Raw genomic sequence first — 22558 nt, 5'->3', positions numbered from 1 at the left:
CATTCGGTGACACGAGCGCTTCGACCGTGTAACGGGAGCCGACCGTACCCCCGTGTCGCCGAGGCTCACCCTCCTCGGAATGCAAGGTAAAGCTGCACGCCGGATGCCTCTCATCCACCGGTACGGCGCCTAACGTCGGACGACGCACCGACTTCGAGAGGGATTCCGCATGACAGTCATCATCAAGACCGCTTCCGTCCGGCTTCTGGACCGAGGGGGTTCGATCGTGACGACCCCGCTGGTCACGACTCCGGCGTCGGACGGCGAGAATCTGATCACCAGCGGTATGAGCGTGTATCCGGTGGGTTCCGGGGCCCCGATGCACTCGCACAACTGCGACGAGCACGTGACGGTCCTCGAAGGCGAGGCCGAGGTGCTGGTGGAGGGAGAGGTGACCCGGCTCGAACGGTTCGACACCACGTACATCCCCTCCCCGATACCGCACCTCTTCCGGAACGTCGGTGACACTCCCCTGCGCATCCTGTGGGTCTACACGTCGGGGACGGTGACACGGACGTTCACCGAGACGGGCGTGACCGTGGAACACCTGTCGGCCGCCGACCAGATGGCGTGACCGCGTGGTCCGGCCGTCCGCGGCAGGGCGGGCCGGCGGCGCGGGCCCGCACGGGGTGGACACCGGTGCCTGGACGCGGGCGCTCCCGTGCCGCGCGGCCGGGCCGGACGCGGACGTCTCGGGGCGGGCGCGTCGTCACGGGCGGCGCTGTACGGGGCGACGGGTTGACGGGGTGGCAGGGCGACGGGCCCACGGGGTGGCGGGGCGGCGGTCCGATGGAGTGGCGGGGCGGCGGTCCATGACTTGCTCCTCGATCATGCGGGCGGTGGTCAGGACCGGCGGACGCACCGGTCCGGGACCGGAAGCGCCCGCACGGGGCCGGACCGCCCGCACAGGGGTACGCCACGACTGCCGAATGCGGGTCCGGCCGGGGCGACTGCCTCGGGCGGGGTGCGTGCGGCGTCAGCTTCTTGGCGGCGACCGTAATCGCACGAACCGGATGTCGGCAAGATGTTCCGCGAGATTGTTGACTGTGGATGTCCGGTGCCGGGTAAGGTTTACCTCACCCGGCGAGTTGCCTGGTCAGGGAGTCAGCGCACGCCACGCGGACGGAACTGGACGCTGATCCGGGGCCCCCGGGCATGGGCGGTCTTGGGAATCGCGTGCTGCCAGGTGCGCTGGCAGGAGCCGCCCATGACGACGAGGTCGCCGTGGCCGAGCGGCATCCGCACCGTGCCGCCGCCCCGGCACGGGCGCAGGAGCAGGTCGCGCGGGGCGCCGAGGGAGAGGATCGCCACCATCGTGTCCTCGTAGGAGCTGCGCCCGTGCAGGTCGCCGTGCCAGGCGACGCTGTCGCGGCCGTCCCGGTAGTAGCAGAGGCCCGCCGTGGCGAAGGGTTCGCCGAGCTCGTCGCCGTAGTGGGAGGAGAGCGCCTCGCGGGCCTCGCGCAGCACGGGGCTGGGCAGGGGGTTCCCTTCGCCGTAGAAGGCGAGCAGCCTGGGCACGTCGACCGTCCGGTCGTACATCTGGCGGCGCTCGGCCTTCCAGGGGACGTCCGCCGCGAGTTCCGCGAAGAGCTCGTCGCCGCCGCCGAGCCAGCCGGGCAGCAGGTCCGTCCAGGCGCCGTCACCGAGAACCGTCCGCCGCAGCCCGGTCAGTGGGCCGAGGCACGGGCCGTCGGCCTGGTCGAAGAGCGAACCCTGGAGATGAACAGACATGGCGACAAGTCTACGCGCCGATTAGAACAAGTGTTCCCTTGGCGACGGAGTGGACCCCGCCCACCCGCGCGTGCCCTCAGCCGGCTCCGGGGCCCTCCGGGTCGTCGTCACCGCTCAGCTCCGGTTCCAGTCCCTCGGCCACCTCGCTGCGGCGCAGTCCCGCGTCCGCGCGCCATGCCTCGAAGGACCAGCCCGTCAGCGCGACCACGGCCAGCCCGAGGGTCCAGCCGCCGACCACGTCGCTGAACCAGTGCACGCCCAGCGCGATACGGGTGAATCCGACACCCAGCACCGAGACCACGGCGACCGCCCAGAACAGGGGACGCAGCCCGCGGTGCACCATCGGCAGCAGGACGAGCAGCAGGATCGCGAACGAGGTCGTGGCGGTCATCGTGTGACCGGAGGGGAACGAGAAGCCCGGAGCGTGCGCCACCGGTTCCGGCAGGGCGGGCCTCGCCCGCTCGACGACGACCTTCACCAGCAGCCCGGTCAGGCCTCCGGCCACGGCGGTGACGGCCGACCACGCGGCAAGCCGCCAGGCACGGCGGTGCAGCAGCCACAGGGTGAGCACCGCGACCGCGGCGCGCAGGGTGACGGGGTCCCAGACCACGTCCGAGAGGAAGCGCAGGGTGCCGGTCCACGCCGGGTGGTCCAGGGCGGCCCGGTTCAGCCACCGTGCGGCGCCCGCGTCCAGGCGCCGCAGCGGGTGCCATCCGCTCTCCACCAGGACGAGCAGGAGACCGAAGAGGACGGCGGCCACGGCGGCGACGGCGGCGGAACCGAACAGCCGGATCCCGAATCGCCGGTCGGCGTCACGGCGCCTCGGCAGCAGGGCGGGGGCAGGGGGTCGTGCGGGCATTCAGGCTCCAGGGTCGGGTTGTACGGGTCCGGGCCGCTTGGCCCGCACCGCTTCCAGCTGGGCCGCGAAGGAGAGGGCCAGGAAGAGGGCGATGGAGGTGAGATAGGCCCAGAGCAGCAGGGACATGAAGGCCGTGAGCGGCCCGTAGACGGTGTCGAAGGACCCGCTGACCTGGAGGTAGAGGCTGAGCAGCCAGGTCAGCGTGGTCCAGAGCACGAGGTAGACGGCGGCGCCGAAGGCGAGCCAGGTGTAGCCGGGCTGCCGCCGTCGTGGCGAGCGGCGGAATATCGCGCTCGCGGAGAGGAGCACGAGGCCGACGCCCACGGGCCAGCGCAGCAGGTCCCAGGCTGACCGGGCGTCGGCGCCCAGGCCGTACACGTCGACCACCGCCGCCACCAGGTCGCGTCCGGCCACCATGGTGACGAAACCGAGGCCGAGCGGTATGCCTGCGGTCAGCGACATCACCAGACCTCGCAGGTACTTCAGGTGGAAGACGCGGTCGCGCTCGACCCCGTATATCCGGTTGGCTCCGCGCTCTATCTGGCACATGGCCGTCGTCGTGTTGGCCAGCGAGAAGACGAGCCCGAACCAGAGCGCCACCTGGGCCCCCTCGTCGGCGTTCCGGCGGCTGCGGTCCAGGGCGTCGTCGACCACTTCGGCGCTCGGCCCGGCCGTGATCCGGTGGATCGTCAGTTCCGCGACCCGCCCCAGGTCCTCGGTGTGCAGGGCCGTCGACAGCCCGACGAAGGCGATGACGAGCGGCACCACGGCCAGCACGGTCTGCAGGGCGAGGGCGCGGGAGTGGCTGAAGCCGTCGGCGTAGCGGAAGCGCACGAAGGAGTCCCGCAGCAGCGGCCAGCGGCCGTATCGCCTCAGGGTGGCCAGCGCCTCGTCACCGGAGAGCTCGCTGCCGATCATGTCCCGCGTCTGCGGGACGCGGGTGGCGGTTCCCATGTCACTCCCCCGGCACGGGCAGCAGGACCGTCAGCGCGCCGGGCACGACCCGGGCGGTGAACTGCCGGCCGGGTGGCACCGGGTCCCCGTCCAGCTCGCGCGGCTGGGGCGCGTCGAAGCGGATGTCCGCGCGGCGGAACGTGAAGTACTCCACGGAGCGGGAACCCTCGGCACCCTTCCCGCCCGTGTCGCCGCGCAGCAGCGAGACGACGGCGCCGAGCCAGCCCGCCGGGCCGCGCGGATCGAGGATCAGCAGGTCCAGCAGACCGTCGTCGGGCCGGGCCGCCGGTACGAGGGCCGCTCCGCCCTGCACCTTGCCGGTGTTGGCGATCAGCACCATCCGGGCGCTGCGGCGCAGGGGCCGCGCACCGTCCAGACCCACTGTCAGGCGCATCCTGGGGGCGCGCAGTTCGCGCAGGCCGCCGACCACGTACGCGGGCCAGCCGATCACGGCCTTGGCGCGGTCGCTGGTGCTCTCCAGCATCGCGGCGTCGAGCCCCGCCCCCGACATCACGGTGAAGTGCGCCGGGGCGATGCCGTCGCCCTCGATCAGGCCGAGGTCGATCCGGCGCGGAGCGCCGCCCAGCGCGGCGGCCAGCGCCTCGGCGGGCTTGACCGGCAGGCCCAGATTGCGGGCGAGGAGGTTGCCCGTGCCGCAGGGCACCACCACGAGCGGTACCCCGGTGCCGGCCAGGGCCTCGGAGACCGCCCGGACCGTCCCGTCGCCGCCGCAGACGACGACCAGTGCGGCCCCCGCGCGCACCGCGCCGGCCGCCTGGCCCGTGCCCGGGTCGTCGGCCGTGGTCGGAAGGAACTCCGCGGCCCGGTGGCCGTGACGCTCCAGGACCTCGCGCAGGGCGGCGCGGTCGCCCTCGTCGGTGACGGTGGGGTTGAAGACCACCGCGGTGCGGCCGGACGCCTCGCCCTGCGGCGCCTCCGTTGCGGGCCCCGCGAGCGGCGCCTGACCGGACGGGGCGGGCGCGGGCACGTGCGGGCCCGCCAGGAGGGCCCTGCCGACGACCAGCAGGGACAGCCCGCCGTTGAGCAGGCCTCCCGCGATGTCCGTCGGATGGTGCATCCCCCGGTAGGCCCTGGCGATCCCCACCAGGACCGGCACGAGCAGCAGCAGTACGGCCACGGGCCGGCGCCACGGGCCCTTGGCCCGGCGCAGGACCAGGACGGCGAGACCGGCGTAGAGCGCCGTCGCCGCGCCGGTGTGGCCGGAGGTGTAGCTGGAGGTGGGGGGCGAGGCGTCGAGACGCTCGACGTCGGGCCGGGTACGGTCCACGGCCTCGGTGATCAGCAGGAAGACCAGGGACTGGAGCGACACGGCGACGGCGAGGAAGACCGCTTCCCTCCACCGGGGCAGCCGCGGGACCACGAGGAGCACGAGACAGCTGAGGAGGGTACCGGCGACGACGGTGGCCGTGTTGCCCGCCTCGGACACGACGAAGGAGACCGTGTCGAGGGTGCCGGTACGGGCTCGCTCCAGGGTCCGGGCGACCGCGTCCTCGCTTGTCATGGGCCACACATGGGCCCCGGGGCCGGTGATGAGGAGGCCGAGGCCCACCATCAACGCCGCCTGGCACGTCGCCGTCGAGGCGATGATTCCGGCAGCCCGTCCCATGCCCCCGGCGGTCCGCGGTGCGGGGCGGGCGGCTTCGGTGTCCCGGCGCTCTCCGGAGCTGTGGGGCAGCACCCCGGCGGGTGCGTGCAGGAGTGCTGCGGGTCTCTCGGGTATGTCGGTGGGCATGGCGTTCCCGTCGTTCCAGTGCCTCTCGGCCTCGGATGGGGCCGGGGCGGCCCGCCCCGGCGTTCGCCGTCTGCCCCCGCTGCGCGCGGGCAGACCTGCCGCCGCGCACTGTCTCCGCGCCCGCTCGCCGCGGCGAGCGTCGTCGCCCGGTCGCACCGGCCGGATATCGGTCATAAGCTGCCGGGGCCGACCGGTGGCGGCCCGTACGGGGCTGACCAGGTCCTCTGCCCGGCCCCCGCCCACGGACCGCGGAGCGTGCGCGCCGGACGAGCGGAACGGCCACGGGCGAAATCCGGCCGGTTCGCATCAATGACCGCGACTCGGGTGGGCAGGAGAGCGGCGACGCCGCACGACCCGGGAGTACGGGCGACGGCGGATGCGGCATACCCCAACGGAAGGAGCAGCCGGTGTCGGACGCAGGACGCGGTGACGACGTCTACCAGCCGGACGCATCGGACGCGGACGACCGGCCGACGGACGAGCTGGATCCGGAGAACGTGCTCGACGAGCCCGGTCTCGACGACATGCTGGACACGGGGTACTCCCCGCCGGAGAAGCCCCTCGGCGTGTCGAAGTACGGCACGACCGGTGAGGAGCAGCGCGAGGGCGAGTCCCTCGACCAGCGCCTCGCGCAGGAGCGGCCCGAGGAGGACCCGCTGGCGGCGGACCCGGCCGACGCGGGGCCGGAGGACAACGGCCCGGAGGAGGACGATGCCGGAGGCGTGCGCGCCGGACGCGTCGCCGCCGCCGAGGACGCGCGCGCCCAGCGCAACAACGGGGTGCTGGGCCACGACGTGGGCATCGACGGCGGCGCGGCCTCGGCCGAGGAGGCGGCGGTGCACATCCAGGAGGAGGACGAGGCGTGAGCCACGTCCCGGGTCGATGTGGGACTCACGCCCGCTCCCACGAGCCGATGTGAGCCCCGCACGCTGCCCGAGCCGGCGTGAGCCAGGCCCCCGCCCGGGTCCCCGATCCGGCATGCATGGCTCCATCGAGCGGAGGAAGCCCACGATCGTGGGCCACGACCCGGTGGCCCACGGCAGGAAAGGTGACAGGCAATGACCGGAAACGGCACGAAACACCCGAAGGTACTGGCCGTGGTCACCAACTACGGCGTGGAGCAGGACGAGCTGATGGTGCCTCTCGACCACCTGCGCGGCGCGGGGGCGCGGGTCGACGTCGCGGCCGTCTCGACGGACGACATCGTGACGCTGGTCGGCGACAAGGACCGGGGCGAGTCGGTCCGCCCCGACCTCACCCTGGCCGATGCCGACCCCGAGGACTACGACCTGCTGCTCATCCCCGGCGGCACCCTGAACGCCGACACCCTCCGCCTCCAGCGCGACACCACCGCGATCGTCCGCTCCTTCACGGACTCGGGGCGTCCCGTCGCCGCGATCTGCCACGGCCCCTGGGCGTTGGTCGAGGCAGGTGCCGTCGCCGGCAAGCGGCTGACGTCCTACGCCTCGCTGCGCACCGACATCCGCAACGCGGGCGGCGAGTGGACCGACGAGCCGGTGGTGACCGACGGCTCGGGCGGCTGGACTCTGATCACCTCGCGCGATCCGGGTGACCTGGAAGCCTTCCTCGGCGCGATCGACAAGGCACTCTCGGCCCGGTCCTGAGGGGGTGCGCGGCGGCGGCCGGTGGGCCCGTGCCGTCGGCGCCCTCACTGATGCCGTGGATCCGTCGACCGGGGCGCAGCCGCACGGGCGCCCCGGCCTCCGGCTGCCCCCGCCCAGGCCGGACGGCCCCTCACACACGCCGGACGGCCCCCTGACCGTCCGGCTTCGAGCGGCCCGCTCCGCTCCCGGCTCCTCCCTGAGTACCGGTCCCGGCGATGTGGGAGCCGGAGGGATGGGGCTAGTCTGTTCGTCGTACCGGACACGGGGTGCCCCATCCGAGGGCTGAGATCACACCCGTCGAACCTGAACCAGTTCGTACTGGCGGAGGGATGTCTCCATGCCTTTGACGCATGTTTCCGGCGGGCTGCCCGCCGACAGCCGGCCGGCCGTCTTCGACGGCCGCATGCCTGCGGCCCCCGGCGACCTGCGTGTCGAGTCGCACGGCATCGAGCCGGTCCCCGAGAGCAACCGTTACGGCGGCGCGGGGCGCCTGTTCACCGTGTGGTTCGCCCCGAACCTGACCATGACCGGCGTGTTCACCGGCACCGTCGGCATCGCCCTCGGACTGGACTTCACTGCCGCGCTCACCGCCGTCGTGCTGGGCACCGTGATCGGCGCGGTGCCGACCGCCTACCTCGGCACCTGGGGCAGCCTGACCGGTGCCGGTCAACTACCGCTGGCCCGGCTCGCCTTCGGGCGGTCCGTGGCGGTGCCCGGCGTCCTGCAGTGGCTGTCCTCGGTCGCCTGGGACGCGCTGATCGGGCTGTTCGGCGGGGACGCGCTCGCGCGGCTGTGCGGCTGGCCCTTCTGGCTCGGCGTCCTGGTCATGATGGTGGCTCAGGGCGCTCTCGGTGTCCTGGGCTACGAGGCGATCCACCGGCTCCAGATCATCATGACCTTCGTGCTCGCCGCCGCGTTCGCCCTGATCGCCTGGCGGCTGCTCGACGGCGTCCCGGTGGCCGACAGCGGTGCGGCACACGGCGCCGACAAGGCGGGCGCGTTCGTCCTGACCAGCACCATCGCCCTCAGCCTGTCGCTGTCCTGGGCTCCGTACGCCAGCGACTTCAGCCGCTATCTGCCCCGTACGACCTCCCGTACCCGCATGTTCTGGTGCACGCTGCTCGGCCTCGTGGTGTCCTTCGTGGCCGTCCAGGCGATCGGTCTGTGGGGCGCTTCCGTGCTGACCGACCAGACGGCGGCAGGCGTGGACGAACTGCTGGGCGGTGGTGCGCTCGGCGCGTTCGGGCTGCTGGCCGTGGCCCTGGCCGCGCTGTGCAGCAACGCCATGAACGACTACAGCGGTTCCCTGGCCCTGCAGACCGTCGGAGTACGCATCCCACGCCCGGCCGCCGCCGCCCTCGCCGCCGTGCTCGGCTTCCCCCTGGTGCTGTGGATGCACGCCGCCGACACCACGGCCCGCTTCCAGAACGTACTGCTGTTCGTCGGCTACTGGATTCCCGGATTCGTGGCGATCGTCGTCGTGGACTGGCTCGCCCGGGCCCGGGCGCGCGGCGGCGCGGCGGTCGATCTGGCCGCCGAGACGGCGCGGCCCCAGCCGGGATGGCCCCCGTTGCTGGCGTTCGCCGTCGCCTTCGCCGCGGCGGTGCCCTTCATGGACACCAGCCTGTACGTGGGCCCGGTGGCGGCGGCTCTGCACGGCGCCGACCTCTCGTACTACGTCGCCTTCCTCGTGGCACTCGCCGTCTACGCGCCGCTGCGGCTGCGCGCCCGCGGGCGGGCCTGACGCGTACGGCCGCCGGCCTCCTTCTCCTCGTCCCCTCTCCTCTCCCCCTGACGGAGCGACATCGCATGCCCCCGACATCCGCCGATCACCCGTCCTTCGCCCCGCGGTCCCTCGCACGGGTGCGGGCGGACTCCCCTCTGGTCCAGTGCCTCACCAACGCGGTGGTCACGGGCTTCACCGCCAATGTCCTGCTGGCGCTGGGCGCTTCACCGGCCATGGTCGACATCCCGGAGGAGGCCGGTCCCTTCGCCGGGATCGCCTCGGGTGTCCTCGTCAATCTCGGCACCCCGCACGCGGAGCAGCGCATCGCCATGGCCGAGGCGGCGCACGCTGCGGCCTCGGCGGGTACGCCGTGGGTCCTCGACCCGGTGGCGGTGGGCGCGCTGCCGGTGCGGACCGCGCTGGCACGGGAGCTGCTGGCGCTGCGGCCGACCGTGATCCGGGGCAACGCCTCCGAGATCGTCGCGCTCGCGGGAGCGGGCGGTGGCGGACGCGGCGTGGACGCGTCCGACAGTGTCGAGGCCGCGGAGGACTCGGCGCGCGAACTGGCGCGTACGGCGGGATCGGTGGTCGCCGTCTCCGGGCCCGTGGACTTCGTCACCGACGGGGTGCGCGATGCCCGGATAGCCAACGGCGACGCCTTGTTGACCCGGGTGACCGGGGGCGGCTGTGCTCTGGGCGCGGTGATGGCGGCCTTCGCGGCCGTCGAGGAGGACCGCTTCGCCGCGGTGGTGACCGCCGCCACCGCGTACACGGTCGCCGCCGAGCTCGCCGCGAGGACCGCGTCGGGGCCCGGCGGGTTCGCCGTCGCGTTCCTGGACGCGCTCGACGCGCTGAACGAAGCGGACCTCACCGCGCGGGCGGCGCTCTCATGACCCGGACGCCGGTGGATCTGTCGGTCTACCTCGTCACGGACGCGGCCCAGTGCGCGTCCCGTGGGCGGAGCGTGGCGGAGACCGTCGCCCTGGCCGTGGCCGGGGGCGTCACCGCCGTACAGGTCCGGGAGAAGTACGCCACGGGGCGGGAGTTCCTGCGTACGGTCCTGGAGGTGGCCGCGGTTCTCCCCGGACGGGTGGCGCTGATCGTCAACGACAGGGTGGACGTGTTCCTCGCGGCCCGGGCAGCCGGGGCGCGCGTGACGGGCGTACACGTCGGCCAGTCGGACCTGCCGCCGGCCGCCGTACGCGAACTGATCGGGCAGCACGCGGTACTGGGCCTGAGCGCGGCCACCCCGGGGCAGCTGCGCGCCGCCGCCGAGGACCCGGCGCGCGTCGACCACATCGGCATCGGCGCGCTGCACACGACCCGTACGAAGGCGGACGCCCCTGCCGCGCTCGGCCACGCGGGCTTCACCCGCCTCGCCCGGATCAGCGCACTGCCCGCCGTGGCCATCGGCGGGGTCACCCCGGCCGACCTGCCGGTCCTGCGAACCGCCGGGGCGGTGGGCGCCGCCGTCGTGTCCGGCATCTGCGCCGCCGAGGACCCCCTCGCATCGGCCCGCGCGTACGCCGGTGCCTGGAACCACGAACGAGAGGAGAGCCGCGCATGACCGCGCCGCCCCGCGTACTCACCGTCGCCGGATCGGACTCCGGCGGAGGAGCCGGAATCCAGGCCGACCTCAAGACCATGCTGGCGCTCGGCGCCCACGGAATGAGCGTGCTCACCGCCGTCACCGCCCAGAACTCCCTGGGCGTGCAGGGTGCGTGGGAGATCCCCGTGGAAGCGGTGCGCGCCCAGTACCGCAGTGTCGTCGACGACATCGGCGTCCAGGCGGTGAAGACGGGGATGCTCGCCTCGCCCGGCCTGGTGACGGAGGTCGCCGAGCTGCTGGCGGACTCGGCGGCCCCTGTCGTCGTGGACCCCGTGAGCGTGTCCAAGCACGGCGACAGACTGCTGGCCGACGAGGCGCTGGACGCCGTACGGAACGAGCTCCTGCCGGTCGCGACCGTGGCCACGCCGAATCTCGACGAGGTCGCACAGCTCACGGGCCTCGTGGTGACGGATGAGGCGGGGATGCGCCGGGCCGCGGCGCGACTCCTCTCGTACGGCCCCCGCTGGGTGCTGGTGAAGGGCGGTCATCTGCCGGGCGAGGCGGTGGACCTGCTGACGGACGGCACGGAGGAGCACTGGCTGCGTGCCCCCCGCCACGACAACCGCCACACCCACGGCACGGGCTGCACCCTCGCGTCGGCCGTCGCGGTGGGCCTGGCGCAGGGCCGCCCCGTTCCGGACGCGGTGCGCCGGGCGAAGGACTACGTCACGGCCGCGATCGCGGCGGGTTTCGCACTGGGCACCGGCATCGGACCCGTGGACCACGGCTGGGCCATCCGCGGGCGGAACTGACGTTCCGGGCCGGGCCGTTGCTCAGTGACCGACGGAGAACGTGGCGTCCGCCCGGTCCGTGGCGGTCGACACCGGATCGATGCGCAGCGCGTAGCCGGAGTGCCTGATGTAGCGCGTGGGGTTGTTGTGCGAGCGGAAGGACGCCCAGGAGGCGTCGGCCAGACCGGCGACCTTGTGGAAGGTGGCGTCCTGGGCGAAGGCGGTGGTGCCGTCGTCGGCGTCCAGCCGGAGCTGGTAGTCGTAGTGCCGCAGGTAGCGGGTGGGGTAGTTGACCGACCGGAAGGAGACGCCCGAGGAGTCGGCGAGACCGGGGACGAGCTGCCACTGGGAGTCGGTGTACGGGTCGAAGGGGTAAGTGTCGATCTGGGCGACGAAGCCGGCGTGGCGGACGTAGCGGTCCGGGTAGTTGTAGGACTTCAACCGGTTCCAGGCGGGGGCGCCCCAGCGGCTGACGAGGTTGTTGTACTCGCCGGCCGCGATGGGGGCGATCGTGCAGTGCTTGGCGTTGACCGGGTGGGTGTAGAGCTTCTGGTCGACCGGGGTCCAGCTGCCCGCGGCGAGGTCGGAGGTCCGCCAGGCGTAGAACACGCCGTTGGGTGTGTAGGTGTCGCCCCACAGGTACCAGGTGCTGGAGGTCAGGGACTTCACCAGGGTGGGGGCCTCGGTGCCGCCGTGGGCGACCGAGGTGCTGAAGGGGACGAAGCTCCCCGGGTCGAGCGAGGTCGAGCGTGCGCCGACCAGGCCGCCCGTGCTGCTGCTCTTGAAGTAGAGGTAGTTGACCCCGTTCACTCCGACGGCCATGTCGCCGTCGATGACGTCGTACCCGGGGTCGAAGAACACCTGGGGCGCGGAGACGGTCGTGAAGTCGGCGGTGTAGTTGACCATCAGGACGTTGTGGCCGGTGGCGTTCACGGCCGAGTAGATCAGGGCGTACTGTCCGCGCCCCGCGTCCCAGAAGGCTTCGGGCGCCCAGCTGTGGGTGGCCATGGAGTGCAGCTTGGGGCGGCGGTAGTTGGTGAAGGTGCGCAGGTCGGTGGAGTCCCACACGTGGACGTACTGGCTGTTGTAGCCCCAGTCGGTGCCTTTGAGGTCGGTGGCCAGCACCACGAAGGTGCCGTCGCGCTTGCGCATGATGAACGGATCGCGCAGGCCGCCCGCCCCCTGGGTGGGCGTGACGACGGGGTTGTTCTGGTTCAGCGGCATCCAGTTCAGGGAGTCCGTGCTGACGGCCAGGTGCAGGCCGTAGTCGGTGCCGGCTCCCTGCGGCGACTCGGTGAAGTACCCCATGACGTAGGCGGCGTCCGCGGCGTGCGCGGGACGGGCACCCAGCGTCAGATCGGCGGCCACCGCCATCGAGGTGGCGGCGGCGGCGCCCAGGAACAGCCTGCGCGAGGGAGCGGGGTGGGGGCGGGGGTGTGCGCTCATCAGCTCTCCGGATGTCTGCGGGTCGGGCGAGCGGACCGCGGCGACTTCCACCACGGGTCGAGATTTCGAACAGAGTTCGATGGACCGGTCGAAAAGTAGAGCCTTGAAAGGGACGCGTCAATGCCTCCGACAGCGCTTTCCCTTGCCGCGCCCGAATTACCAACCCCCCTTCCCTGACTGCCAGTTGCTGACGTCGACAGCGTTGACGGCGCATGACGGGGCAACTATGGTTCCGGCGACATGACGAACAATGTTCGAAATAGCGAACACCCTATCGTCATGTCGCCGCTGTTCCGGGCCCTGCGACACCCGGCTTTCCACCCGGCGCCGTACCCCCGCATTCGGCTCCCGCCCCTCCCCCGTGCGCCGTGCGGAGCGCCGGGAACGTGACTCCCCGGCCGATCGGAAACACCCACCCCCACGTGCCAGTTCCGCACTGGCCCTCACGGAAAAGGTGCTCGATGTCCTCCTTCGTCAGCAGACGACGCCTCCTGCAGATCGCCGGTGCCACAGCCGCCGCCTCCGCCGCCGGCCCCCTCCTCGGCGCCTCCTCCGCTCAGGCGGCGGCCGTACCCCCGGTCAGGTCCGACATCGGAGCCCAGGCGCTCGCCTTCGAGCTCGGACAGGTCCGGCTGACCGCGAGCAGATGGCTGGACAACCAGAACCGCACACGGGAGTACCTGCGGTTCGTCGATGTGGACCGACTCCTCTACAACTTCCGGGCCAACCACCGTCTTTCGACCAACGGCGCCGCCGCCACCGGCGGCTGGGACGCACCCGACTTCCCCTTCCGCACGCACGTCCAGGGTCACTTCCTCACCGCCTGGGCTCAGCTGTACGCCGTGACCGGGGACACCGTCTGCCGCGACAAGGCCCTCCACATGGTCGCGGAACTGGCCAAGTGCCAGGCCAACAACGGCGCAGCCGGTTTCGGCGCCGGATACCTCTCCGGCTATCCCGAGTCCGACTTCACCGCACTGGAGGCACGCACCCTGACCAACGGCAACGTGCCGTACTACACCATCCACAAGACCCTGACCGGCCTGTTCGACGTATGGCGCCTCATCGGCAGCACGCAGGCCCGTGACGTGCTGCTGGCCCTCGCGGGCTGGGTCGACGCGCGCACCGGCCGGCTGAGCGCCCAGCAGACGCAGGCGATGCTGGGGACCGAGTTCGGCGGCATGAACACCGTGCTCGCGGACCTCTACCAGCAGACCGGTGACGCGCGGTGGCTCACCGTCGCCCAGCGGTTCGACCACGCCGCGGTGTTCGACCCGCTGGCCGCCGGCCAGGACAAGCTGAGCGGGCTGCACGCCAACACCCAGGTACCGAAGTGGATCGGGGCCGTACGGGAGTACAAGGCCACCGGCACCACGCGCTACCGGGACATCTCCACCAACGCCTGGAACATGTGCGTCGGGGCCCACACGTACGCCATCGGCGGCAACAGCCAGGCGGAGCACTTCCGCGCCCCGAACGCGATCGCCGCCTATCTGAACCAGGACACGTGCGAGAGCTGCAACACCTTCAACATGCTCACCCTCACGCGTGAGCTGTTCGCCCTGGACCCGGACCGTGCCACGCTCTTCGACTTCTACGAGCAGGCCTGGCTCAACCAGATGATCGGCCAGCAGAACCCCGCCGACGGCCACGGCCACGTCACGTACTTCACCCCGCTCAACCCGGGCGGCCGGCGCGGTGTGGGGCCCGCGTGGGGCGGCGGCACCTGGAGCACCGACTACACCACCTTCTGGTGCTGCCAGGGCACGGGCCTGGAGATGCACACCAGGCTCATGGACTCCGTCTACTTCCACTCCGGCACCACACTGACCGTGAACCTGTTCGTGCCGTCGGTCCTCACCTGGTCCCAGCGCGGAATCACGGTCACCCAGACCACGTCGTACCCGGCGAGCGACACCACCACCCTGCGCGTCACCGGAAGCGCGGGCGGCACCTGGGCGATGCGCGTCCGCATCCCGGGCTGGACCAGCGGAGCCACCATCAGTGTCAACGGCGTCGCCCAGTCCGTCACCACCACCCCGGGCAGCTACGCCACCCTGACCCGCGCGTGGGCCTCGGGCGACACGGTCACCGTGCGCCTCCCCATGCGGGTCGTGATGCGGCCGGCCAACGACAACCCCGGCGTCGCCGCGATCTCGTACGGCCCGGTGGTCCTGTCCGGCAACTACGGGAACACGGCGCTCGGTTCGCTCCCCTTGCTGGACACGTCGACGATCCGGCGCACCAGCACCAGCGCGCTCGCGTTCACCGCCACGGCGGGCGGCTCCACCGTCGGACTGGGCCCCTTCCACGACGCACACGGTCACAACTACACGGTCTACTGGAACACCAGCGGCATCGCGCCGGTACGCCTCGCCAACGCGGGCAGCGGCCTCGTGCTGGGCATCCAGGACATGTCCACCGCCGACGGTGGCCGCGCCCTGCAGTGGAACGACTCCGGCACGGCCGACCACGACTGGGAGATGGTCGCCGACGGCGACTCCTTCCGCTTCCGCAACGTCAACAGCGGCAAGGTGCTCGGCGTCCAGGACATGTCCACGGCCGACGGCGCGACGGTCCTGCAGTGGTCGGACAACGGCACCGCCGACCACCGGTGGACCCTGCTCGACCAGGGGGACGGCACGTACAAGATCCGCAACGCGAACAGCGGCAAACTGCTCGCCGTCGAGAACAACTCCACCGCGCCGGGCGCCTTCGCGGTCCAGGCCCCGGACGACGGCTCGGCCGACAACCGGTGGCGGATCGTGCGGGACGGGGCCCAGGACGCGAACGAATTCAATGTCCGGTAGCGGCTTCTGGTGCGAAACTCCGTTCCCGGGATGAAATGACCCGGGGGAAATAGACGACAGGAGGGACATTCGCGAATGAATGCACCTTACATTTGCCTTCGAAGTTCCCCTCCCATTAACCTGTCGCACGCATCCTCAAGATCATCGCCGCGAATTCTCGACGCGATGACGAGAAGAGGTAAATCGACGACCCGGCGAAATGCGCAGTTCGGCGACCGCGGGGGCACGCAGGAAAGGGAGCACGATGGGGAAAACCTTCCAGAGGATCACCCGGGGTCTGGTCGCTACGGTGGGGGCCTTCGCGATCAGCGTGGCCATGTCCGGAAGCGCGTCCGCCACGGAGGGGGTCTGGGTCTACGACACCACTTTCTCCGCAGAAGCCAAGTTCTTCTCCTACGGTGAGCACTTCAGGGTCACGGACGTCGCTTCGGACGGCCACTCCGCCGTCGGGCGGTGGCGCCAGACCGGCCCGGACTCCACGTACCACTACTGCTGGGACGCCGACGGCGCGAACGGCAACTACAACGACTGTAATTACGCGCTCCCCGAGGGGGCGTATGTCTATTACGAGGCATGCATCGGGGAATACGGTACCCGGGATGTCTGGACATCGACCTGCGGTCCGGCCGATCTCACGGTGACCTGAGCACATGTACTGATTCGAAGCGGCCCTCGCCCGTGCGCGGCGAGGGCCGCTTCGGCGTTGGGAGGCGTGCGGCACAAGCTCGCATGCCGCGGTGACGAGCGGGTCGAACGGGTCCGCGGTGGCCGTGAGTGGTGAAGACCCACGGGCCGGCCCCGCCCGACGCACCGGAGGCCGGGCAGCCTCGGCCGTCTCCACCGGCCCGGCGGCCGTCCTCGTTCACCGGTGATTTCACCGATGGCGTCCGGCTCCCGTCCCACGACTCTTGTCGGGTCAGGCACCCGCATCCCCGCATCTCGTCAGGAGAGCTCCATGCGTCGTCGTCTTCCGCGCCGGATTCTCGGCGTCCTCGCGACCGTCACGGCCGCGTTCACCCTGTTCTCCGCGGCGCCGGCGGCCGGCGCGGCCGAGACCGCGACCTCGGCTTCCTCGAGTACCTCCGCCGCGGCCGTGGCGCCGCTGTCGACCAGCACTCCGGTCGTCTTCGTCCACGGCTACACCGGGAACGCCTCCAACTGGGTCACCGGCATGAGCGTCTTCCAGCTCAACGGCTGGTCCAGCTCCAGCCTGTTCGCCTACGAGTACAACTCCTACGGCAACAACGTCACCAACGCGCAGGGCCTCGCGACCTTCGTGAACAACGTGAAGGCGCGGACGGGCGCGAGCAAGGTCGCCATCGTCAACCACTCGATGGGCGGCCTCGTCAGCCAGTACTACCTGAAGGTGCTGGGCGGCAACACGAGCGTGAGCCACCTCGCCTCGATCGCCGGCGCCAACCACGGGACCACGTTCGCGAGTGCCTGCCTCGTCTACGTGACCTGTCAGCAGATGTACCCGGGCTCCTCGTTCATCTCCCAGATCACCTCGGGCGACGAGACACCGGGCGACACCAAGTACGCCACCTGGTACTCGGCCTGCGACGGCGTCATCATCCCGTACACCAGCACCCGGCTGACCGGCGCGACGAACAACAACGTGCTCTGCCAGACCCACATCGGCTTCCTGGCGGACACGGTCGTACTGGGCCAGATCGCACGCTTCGTCGCCTCCTGACCGGGCGCTCGACACCGAGACCCCGGGCCCCCGCGGGCCCGGGGTCTCGGTGTGTCCGGCCTCCGGTCACCCGTACAGCGAGCGGGCCCCCGGGCTATCGCCCTTGAAGCGCTGACCGGCGGCGATCTCGTCGCCGACCACGGACCAGAGGGTCTCGTCGTCCTGGAAGGGAAGGGGGTCGACGCCGCTCGTCTCCTGACGGATGCGCCCGACCTCACGCTCCAGACGCTCGAACCCGGCCTCCTCGTCGGCGTCGTCGCCGCCGAAGGTGAACTCGTCGAGCAGTCGCTGGAACCGCAGGGCGACCTGGACCAGCGAGGAGACGTCCGAGTGCAGCGCCCGCGCGGTCCCCTCGTCGGCGTCGAAGGCGTACACCCGCCCGGAACCGGGGTCGAGGACGAGATGGGCGTCGAGCAGCCAGCCGATGACGGGCCATTCACCCGCGCCCTCCGCCGCGACCTCGAAGTCCTCCACGTCGACGACGTCCCGGACGAGGGACAGCCGCCCGGACTCCTCGTCGGGCTCGCACAGCAGGACGGTCCCGCGGGGGACGCCGACGGTCCGCAGCAGGCGGGCGCCCTCGGTGTCCACGCTGGAGGGCGGAAGAGCGGCGGCGGACAGGACCATGAGCCGGTCCTCACCGAAGATGTCTGCGAGTCCGTCGCGGGTGACGTCGAAAAGCACTGCCTGAACTCCGAACTCCGCGGCGGCACGGGCGCCGTGGGACCTCGACGGATGGAAACGGACGCGACAACGGCGTCGCGGACCGAGGCTTTCACAACACCGGGCGAACGGGACGGCGGAGGTGCGCACCGGGAGAGGGGCGCCGGCCCGGCTGCCGGTACGGTGGGGCCGACAACGCTGCGGGAGAACCGCACTCGGCCGCACGCGCGGGAAGCCCCGGGGTCACGGAACCGCCAAACATCAGCATTAATAATGAATAATATGCGGCTACCATGGGCCTGCGCGCTCGCAGCGCCTCACCCCCGCGCGCCCCGAGCGTGCCCCGGCGTCAAGGAGATGACGGCATGGCGGCCTACAGCACCCGAGGCGTGCACGGTCAGGTGGTCCAGTCGCTCGGAGCGCGCATCGTGGGCGGCGCCATCCCCGAGGGTTCCACCCTGGAGGTGCGGGCCCTGGGTGAGGAACTCGACGTCAGTCTGACCGTGATGCGCGAGTCGCTGAAGGTGCTGGCCGGCAAGGGCCTGGTCGACGCGCGGCAGAAGAGAGGCACGTTCGTCCGGGAGCGCGGGCACTGGAACCTCCTGGACGCCGACGTCATCCGCTGGCGGGTCGAGGGAGGCGCCGGCGAGGAGCTGATGCGGGACCTCGCAGACGTCCGCTCCATCATCGAGCCCGCCGCCGCACGCCGCGCCGCCCTCCACCGTACGGACGCCGACCTGGAGGCACTCGAGGCGGCGCTCGGGTCCATGGGGCGCGCCCAGGCGGACTCCGCCGACGCCGGGGAGGCCGACGCAGCCTTCCACCGCGCCCTCCTCGCGGCCACCGGGAACGAGATGCTGGCCCGCATGGACCTCCTGCTCGAACCCGGTCTGCGCGAGCGCGACCGCCTGGTCCACTCCCACGCCTCCGCCGACGACCCCGTACCCAGCCACCGCGCCGTCCTGGACGCCGTGCGCGACGGCGACCCGGTCCGGGCCGAACTCGCCATGCTCGACCTGCTGGCAAAGGCCGTCGAGGACCTGGACCAGCTCACCCGACGCTCGGTCACCCCCCTGCCCTCCGCCGGGAACCGCTGACCCGGCGGACGCCGCCCCGAGGGTGCGCCGTGACCTGCGATTCAGCCGGGCCCCTTGGCCTCGCTCAATAATTCATATTTAATGACGCGGGTGGGATGATCACGTCCCGCCGGGCCGTTACGCCCGTCCGCGCCGCAGCCTCCGGAGCCTCCATGTCGTCCACCCATCCGCAGCTTCCCCGGACAGGGCGCCGTTTCGACGAACGCGTGGCCGTCGTCACCGGAGCTGCCGGCGGCATCGGAGCCGCGACCGCCGGGCGGCTCGCGGCCGAGGGAGCCCGTGTCCTCGTCGCCGACATCGACACCGCCGAGGGCGAGCGCACGGCCCGCGCCATCCGGGACACCGGCGGCGAGGCCCTCTTCCACCGGACCGATGTGAGCGACGAGGCCTCCTGGGACTCGGCACTGGAGACCGTGCGCGCGGCGTACGGTCCGGTCTCGGCCCTCGTCTCCAACGCCTATGCCGTGCGCGTCGCCCCCGCTCACGACACGACCCTCGACCAGTGGAACCAGCAGCTCGGCGTCACCCTCACCGGAGCCTTCCTCGGTTTCAAGGCGTGTCTGGAGGACCTGCGCGCCACCCGGGGCAGCGCCGTCCTGATCTCCTCCGTACACGCCCTCGTCGGCCTCCCGGGCCGCCCCGCCTACGCCTCCGCCAAGGCCGGACTCACCGGCCTGGCCCGCCAGTTGGCCGTCGAGTACGGGCCCGGCGTCAGGGTGAACGCCCTGCTGCCCGGCCCCGTGCTGACCCGCGCCTGGGACGGCATCGGAGAGGAGGACCGGCGTGCCAGCGCGGAGCAGACAGTGGCCGGCCGGCTCGGCCGCCCCGAGGAGGTGGCCGGCGCCACCGCCTTCCTGCTGAGCGACGACGCCTCCTTCGTGACGGGCGCCTCGCTGGTCGTGGACGGCGGCTGGAGTACGTACAAGACCTCGTCCTGAGAACGCGCCCTTCCGCGGCGGGCACCCGTGCCCGGCCGCACCAAGGAGAAGCATGAAGATCACCCGCGTCGAGACCTTCGCCGTGCCGCCCCGCTGGCTGCTGTGCCGCATCGAGACCGACGACGGCGTCGTCGGCTGGGGGGAGCCGGTGGTCGAGGGCCGTGCGGCCACCGTCCGCACCGCCGTGCACGAGCTGTCCGAACTCCTCGTCGGGAAGGACCCGTTGCGTATCGAGGACCACTGGCAGACCATGACCAAGGGCTCGTTCTACCGCGGCGGCCCCGTACTCTCCAGCGCGGTCGCCGGACTCGACCAGGCCCTGTGGGACATCGCCGGCAAGGTGTACGGCGCCCCTGTCCACCAGTTGCTCGGCGGTCCCGTGCGCGACCGGGTACGGGCCTACACCTGGGTCGGCGGTGACGAGCCCGCCCAGATCGCCGAAGCGGTCCGGGAACAGGTGGAGGCTGGTTTCACCGCCGTCAAGATGAACGCCAGCGGCCGGATCAACAGGCTGGCGACCACCCGGGACATCGACGAGGTCGTCTCCCGTGCCGCCGCCGCCCGCGAAGCCCTCGGTGCCGACCGGGACTTCGCCGTCGACTTCCACGGCCGGTTCACCGTCGCCAACGCGGCCAAGGTGCTCCCGCATCTCGCCCCGTACAACCCTCTGTTCGTCGAGGAGCCCCTGCTCCCCGAGTACACCCACCGGCTGCGCGACCTGGCCGGCGCCTCCCCGGTGCCGCTGGCCCTCGGGGAGCGCCTCTACTCCCGCACCGACGTCCTGCCCGCCCTCACCGCCGGAGTGGCGGTCATCCAGCCCGACCTGTCCCACGCCGGCGGCATCTCCGAGGTCCGCCGGATCGCCGCGCTCGCCGAGACGTTCGACGTACTCCTGGCCCCGCACTGCCCGCTGGGGCCCGTCTCGCTCGCGGCCAGCCTCCAAGTCGCCTTCGGTACACCGAACTTCCTCATCCAGGAGCAGAGCATCGGCATCCACTACAACGTCGGCGCCGGCCCTCTGGACTACCTGGTCGACACCACTCCGCTGCACTTCCACGACGGCCACCTGCTGCGCACCACCGCCCCCGGCCTCGGTATCGAGGTGGACGAGAAGGCGGTCCGTGCCGCCGACAACACCGCCGCCGACTGGCACAACCCGCTGTGGCGGCACACCGACGGCTCCTTCGCGGAATGGTGACCCCCGCCCGGCCCCGACTTTCCTGGACGTGAACATGAACACCCCGCACACCCGCACCACCGACGACTTCTCCGCCGTACTGCGGCGCACCCGGCTCGCCGCCATCGTGCGCGGCCCGGACGCCGACGCCGCGCTGCGCACCGTCCTGACCCTGCTCGACGAGGGCGTGCCCCTCGTCGAGATCTCCCTCAACACCGCCGACGCCCTCGGGGTCATCCGCAGGGCCGTCGCCGAGGCCGGCCCCACGGCCCTCGTGGGAGCCGGCACCGTGCTGACCGAGGACGACGTCGCCCGCGCCCAGGAGGCGGGCGCGAGCTGGATCGTGACCCCCGCGCTCACCGAGTCCCTGGACGCCTCGGTACGCGCCGGACTGCCGGTCCTGGCAGGCGCGCTCACCCCGACCGAGGCCCTCGCCGCCCGGCGCGCCGGAGCCGACGCCGTCAAGCTGTTCCCCGCCTCGATCGGCGGCCCCGCCTACCTCAAGGCGCTGCGCGACCCCTTCCCGGACCTGCCCTTCGTGCCGGTCGGCGGGGTGGACGTCAGCAGCGCCGAGCAGTACCTCGCGCACGGCGCCGTCGCGGTCGGTGTCGGCTCCCCGCTGGTGGGCGACGCCGCACGCGGCGGCGATCTGGAGGCCCTGCGCGAACGCGCCCGTCGCTTCGTCGCGATCTGCGCCGCCGGCTCCTCGCGGGGGCGGGCATGAGCGCCGGTCCCGGCACCGGACAGGCCGCCGACGTCCTCACGTTCGGCGAGACCATGCTCGCCGTACACCTGCCCGGACCGCTCGCGATCGGCGCCGAGGCCCGCACCACCATCGCCGGTGCCGAGTCCAACGTGGCCATCGGCCTGGCCCGGCTGGGCCACCGTGCCGCCTGGGCGGGACTGGTCGGCGACGACGAGCCCGGCCGCCTGGTCCTGCGCACCCTGCGCGGCGAAGGCGTCGACATCTCTCACGCCGGTGTCCGCCCCGAGGCACCCACCGGCGGCATGCTGCGTGAGCGGCGCGTCGCCGACCTCGTACGGGTCCACTACTGGCGCAGCCGCTCGGCCGCCTCCCTGCTCACCCCGGCCGGCCTCGCGCCCGCCCTGGGTGCCGGTGCGCGTGTCCTGCACCTGACCGGCATCACCTGCGCTCTCGGCCCCGGCCCGCTGGACGCGGTGCGCGAGGCCGCGGCCCACGCGCACGCACACGGCTGGACCGTCGCCCTGGACGTCAACCACCGGCAGCGCCTCTGGACGGCGACGGACGCGGGCAGGGCCCTGCTGCCGCTGCTGGAGCACGTGACCGTCCTGATCGCCTCCGACGACGAACTCCCCGTCGTCACCGGTGCTTTCGGCGAACCACCGCAGGGGGAGGAGGCCGCCGTCGACGCCCTGTTCGGGGCCGGGGTGCGGGACGTGGTCGTCAAGCGCGGCGGAGAGGGGGCCGCCCTCCACGGCCGGGACGGCTCCCGGTACACGGTCCCGGCCCTCGCGGTGCCCGTACGGGACACGGTCGGGGCGGGCGACGCGTTCTGCGCCGGCTACCTCTCGGGACTGCTCGACGGACTGTCCCCGGACGGGCGCCTCGAACGCGCCAACACCCTCGGCGCGTTCGCCGTGGCCTCGGACGGCGACTGGGAGGGACTCCCCCACCGCGACGAACTGGGCCTGCTCTCCGCCGCCCCGGGCACCACGATCCGCTGACTCGCCCACGACCCGGCCGCGCGCACCTCCGATGGT

The 22558-nt window shown here is 72.1% G+C and carries 21 protein-coding genes and 1 riboswitch; of the genes, 15 read left to right on the top strand and 6 right to left on the bottom strand.

What is annotated here, in order from left to right:
- Positions 1 to 169 precede the first annotated feature (169 nt).
- Positions 170 to 574: a cupin domain-containing protein gene (locus AMK10_RS20045; protein WP_073749167.1), complete on the top strand. Its 405-nt coding sequence runs from the start codon at positions 170 to 172 to the stop codon at positions 572 to 574.
- 530 nt (positions 575 to 1104) lie between these two features.
- Here the strand turns inward: AMK10_RS20045 and AMK10_RS20040 are convergent.
- The 4 genes from AMK10_RS20040 to AMK10_RS20025 form a co-directional block, all read right to left on the bottom strand.
- A complete protein-coding gene (locus tag AMK10_RS20040) occupies positions 1105 to 1731 on the bottom strand; it encodes an alpha-ketoglutarate-dependent dioxygenase AlkB (protein WP_073749166.1) in 627 nt (208 codons plus the stop codon).
- Positions 1732 to 1807: 76 nt separating this feature from the next.
- A complete protein-coding gene (locus AMK10_RS20035) occupies positions 1808 to 2590 on the bottom strand; it encodes a phosphatase PAP2 family protein (RefSeq protein ID WP_073749165.1) in 783 nt (260 codons plus the stop codon).
- Entirely contained in the window at positions 2591 to 3544 is a 954-nt protein-coding gene (locus AMK10_RS20030) for a YihY/virulence factor BrkB family protein (RefSeq protein ID WP_073749164.1), read from the bottom strand.
- A gap of 1 nt (position 3545) precedes the next feature.
- Positions 3546 to 5297 (bottom strand): diacylglycerol kinase family protein, encoded by a 1752-nt coding sequence (locus AMK10_RS20025; RefSeq protein WP_073749163.1) that lies wholly within the window; start codon positions 5295 to 5297, stop codon positions 3546 to 3548.
- Between the two features lie 407 nt (positions 5298 to 5704).
- On the opposite strand from AMK10_RS20025, the gene AMK10_RS20020 reads away from it, so the two are divergent.
- From AMK10_RS20020 to thiD, 6 genes are all read left to right on the top strand, one after another.
- Positions 5705 to 6163: a DUF5709 domain-containing protein gene (locus AMK10_RS20020; protein WP_073749162.1), complete on the top strand. Its 459-nt coding sequence runs from the start codon at positions 5705 to 5707 to the stop codon at positions 6161 to 6163.
- A gap of 192 nt (positions 6164 to 6355) precedes the next feature.
- Positions 6356 to 6922 (top strand): type 1 glutamine amidotransferase domain-containing protein, encoded by a 567-nt coding sequence (locus AMK10_RS20015; protein WP_073749161.1) that lies wholly within the window; start codon positions 6356 to 6358, stop codon positions 6920 to 6922.
- A gap of 252 nt (positions 6923 to 7174) precedes the next feature.
- Positions 7175 to 7269: riboswitch (TPP riboswitch) on the top strand.
- Positions 7260 to 8666, top strand: a complete 1407-nt coding sequence (locus AMK10_RS20010) for a purine-cytosine permease family protein (protein WP_073749160.1) — start codon at positions 7260 to 7262, stop codon at positions 8664 to 8666. (Overlaps the previous riboswitch by 10 nt.)
- Positions 8667 to 8731: 65 nt before the next feature.
- Positions 8732 to 9541 carry a hydroxyethylthiazole kinase gene (gene thiM, locus AMK10_RS20005; protein ID WP_073749159.1) on the top strand — a complete coding sequence of 270 codons (810 nt, stop codon included), beginning with the start codon at positions 8732 to 8734 and terminating at the stop codon, positions 9539 to 9541.
- A complete protein-coding gene (gene thiE, locus AMK10_RS20000; RefSeq protein WP_073749158.1) occupies positions 9538 to 10215 on the top strand; it encodes a thiamine phosphate synthase in 678 nt (225 codons plus the stop codon). Before thiM ends, thiE begins: the two co-directional genes overlap by 4 nt.
- Entirely contained in the window at positions 10212 to 11009 is a 798-nt protein-coding gene (gene thiD, locus AMK10_RS19995) for a bifunctional hydroxymethylpyrimidine kinase/phosphomethylpyrimidine kinase (protein WP_073749157.1), read from the top strand. The genes thiE and thiD overlap by 4 nt, the downstream gene beginning before the upstream one ends.
- 21 nt (positions 11010 to 11030) lie before the next feature.
- On the opposite strand, the gene AMK10_RS19990 is transcribed toward thiD, so the two are convergent.
- On the bottom strand, positions 11031 to 12434 hold the full coding sequence (locus AMK10_RS19990) for a glycoside hydrolase family 43 protein (RefSeq protein ID WP_073749156.1): 1404 nt from the start codon (positions 12432 to 12434) through the stop codon (positions 11031 to 11033).
- A gap of 461 nt (positions 12435 to 12895) precedes the next feature.
- Between AMK10_RS19990 and AMK10_RS19985 the strand changes: the two genes are divergently transcribed.
- The 3 genes from AMK10_RS19985 (at position 12896) to AMK10_RS19975 (ending at position 16940) form a co-directional block, all read left to right on the top strand.
- Positions 12896 to 15244, top strand: a complete 2349-nt coding sequence (locus AMK10_RS19985; RefSeq protein ID WP_073749155.1) for a beta-L-arabinofuranosidase domain-containing protein — start codon at positions 12896 to 12898, stop codon at positions 15242 to 15244.
- A gap of 244 nt (positions 15245 to 15488) precedes the next feature.
- A complete protein-coding gene (locus tag AMK10_RS19980) occupies positions 15489 to 15890 on the top strand; it encodes a hypothetical protein (RefSeq protein ID WP_073749154.1) in 402 nt (133 codons plus the stop codon).
- A gap of 309 nt (positions 15891 to 16199) precedes the next feature.
- Positions 16200 to 16940, top strand: coding sequence for an esterase/lipase family protein (locus tag AMK10_RS19975; RefSeq protein WP_073749153.1), 741 nt, complete (start codon positions 16200 to 16202; stop codon positions 16938 to 16940).
- Positions 16941 to 17006: 66 nt separating this feature from the next.
- On the opposite strand, the gene AMK10_RS19970 is transcribed toward AMK10_RS19975, so the two are convergent.
- Positions 17007 to 17624 (bottom strand): SUKH-4 family immunity protein, encoded by a 618-nt coding sequence (locus tag AMK10_RS19970; protein WP_073749152.1) that lies wholly within the window; start codon positions 17622 to 17624, stop codon positions 17007 to 17009.
- 344 nt (positions 17625 to 17968) lie between these two features.
- Between AMK10_RS19970 and AMK10_RS19965 the strand changes: the two genes are divergently transcribed.
- From AMK10_RS19965 to AMK10_RS19945, 5 genes are all read left to right on the top strand, one after another.
- A complete protein-coding gene (locus AMK10_RS19965) occupies positions 17969 to 18700 on the top strand; it encodes a FadR/GntR family transcriptional regulator (protein WP_073749151.1) in 732 nt (243 codons plus the stop codon).
- 152 nt (positions 18701 to 18852) lie between these two features.
- On the top strand, positions 18853 to 19638 hold the full coding sequence (locus tag AMK10_RS19960) for an SDR family NAD(P)-dependent oxidoreductase (RefSeq protein ID WP_073749150.1): 786 nt from the start codon (positions 18853 to 18855) through the stop codon (positions 19636 to 19638).
- Between the two features lie 52 nt (positions 19639 to 19690).
- Positions 19691 to 20836: a galactonate dehydratase gene (dgoD, locus tag AMK10_RS19955; protein ID WP_073749149.1), complete on the top strand. Its 1146-nt coding sequence runs from the start codon at positions 19691 to 19693 to the stop codon at positions 20834 to 20836.
- Between the two features lie 34 nt (positions 20837 to 20870).
- Positions 20871 to 21539 carry a bifunctional 4-hydroxy-2-oxoglutarate aldolase/2-dehydro-3-deoxy-phosphogluconate aldolase gene (locus AMK10_RS19950; RefSeq protein WP_073749148.1) on the top strand — a complete coding sequence of 223 codons (669 nt, stop codon included), beginning with the start codon at positions 20871 to 20873 and terminating at the stop codon, positions 21537 to 21539.
- Entirely contained in the window at positions 21536 to 22522 is a 987-nt protein-coding gene (locus tag AMK10_RS19945; protein WP_073749147.1) for a sugar kinase, read from the top strand. Before AMK10_RS19950 ends, AMK10_RS19945 begins: the two co-directional genes overlap by 4 nt.
- The last annotated feature ends 36 nt before the right edge of the window (positions 22523 to 22558 follow it).

It is taken from the genome of Streptomyces sp. CB02058, assembly GCF_001905505.1.
Lineage (GTDB): Bacteria > Actinomycetota > Actinomycetes > Streptomycetales > Streptomycetaceae > Streptomyces.
The sequence above is the reverse complement of the archived record's forward strand: the minus strand, read 5'-3'. Positions and strand labels throughout refer to the sequence as shown.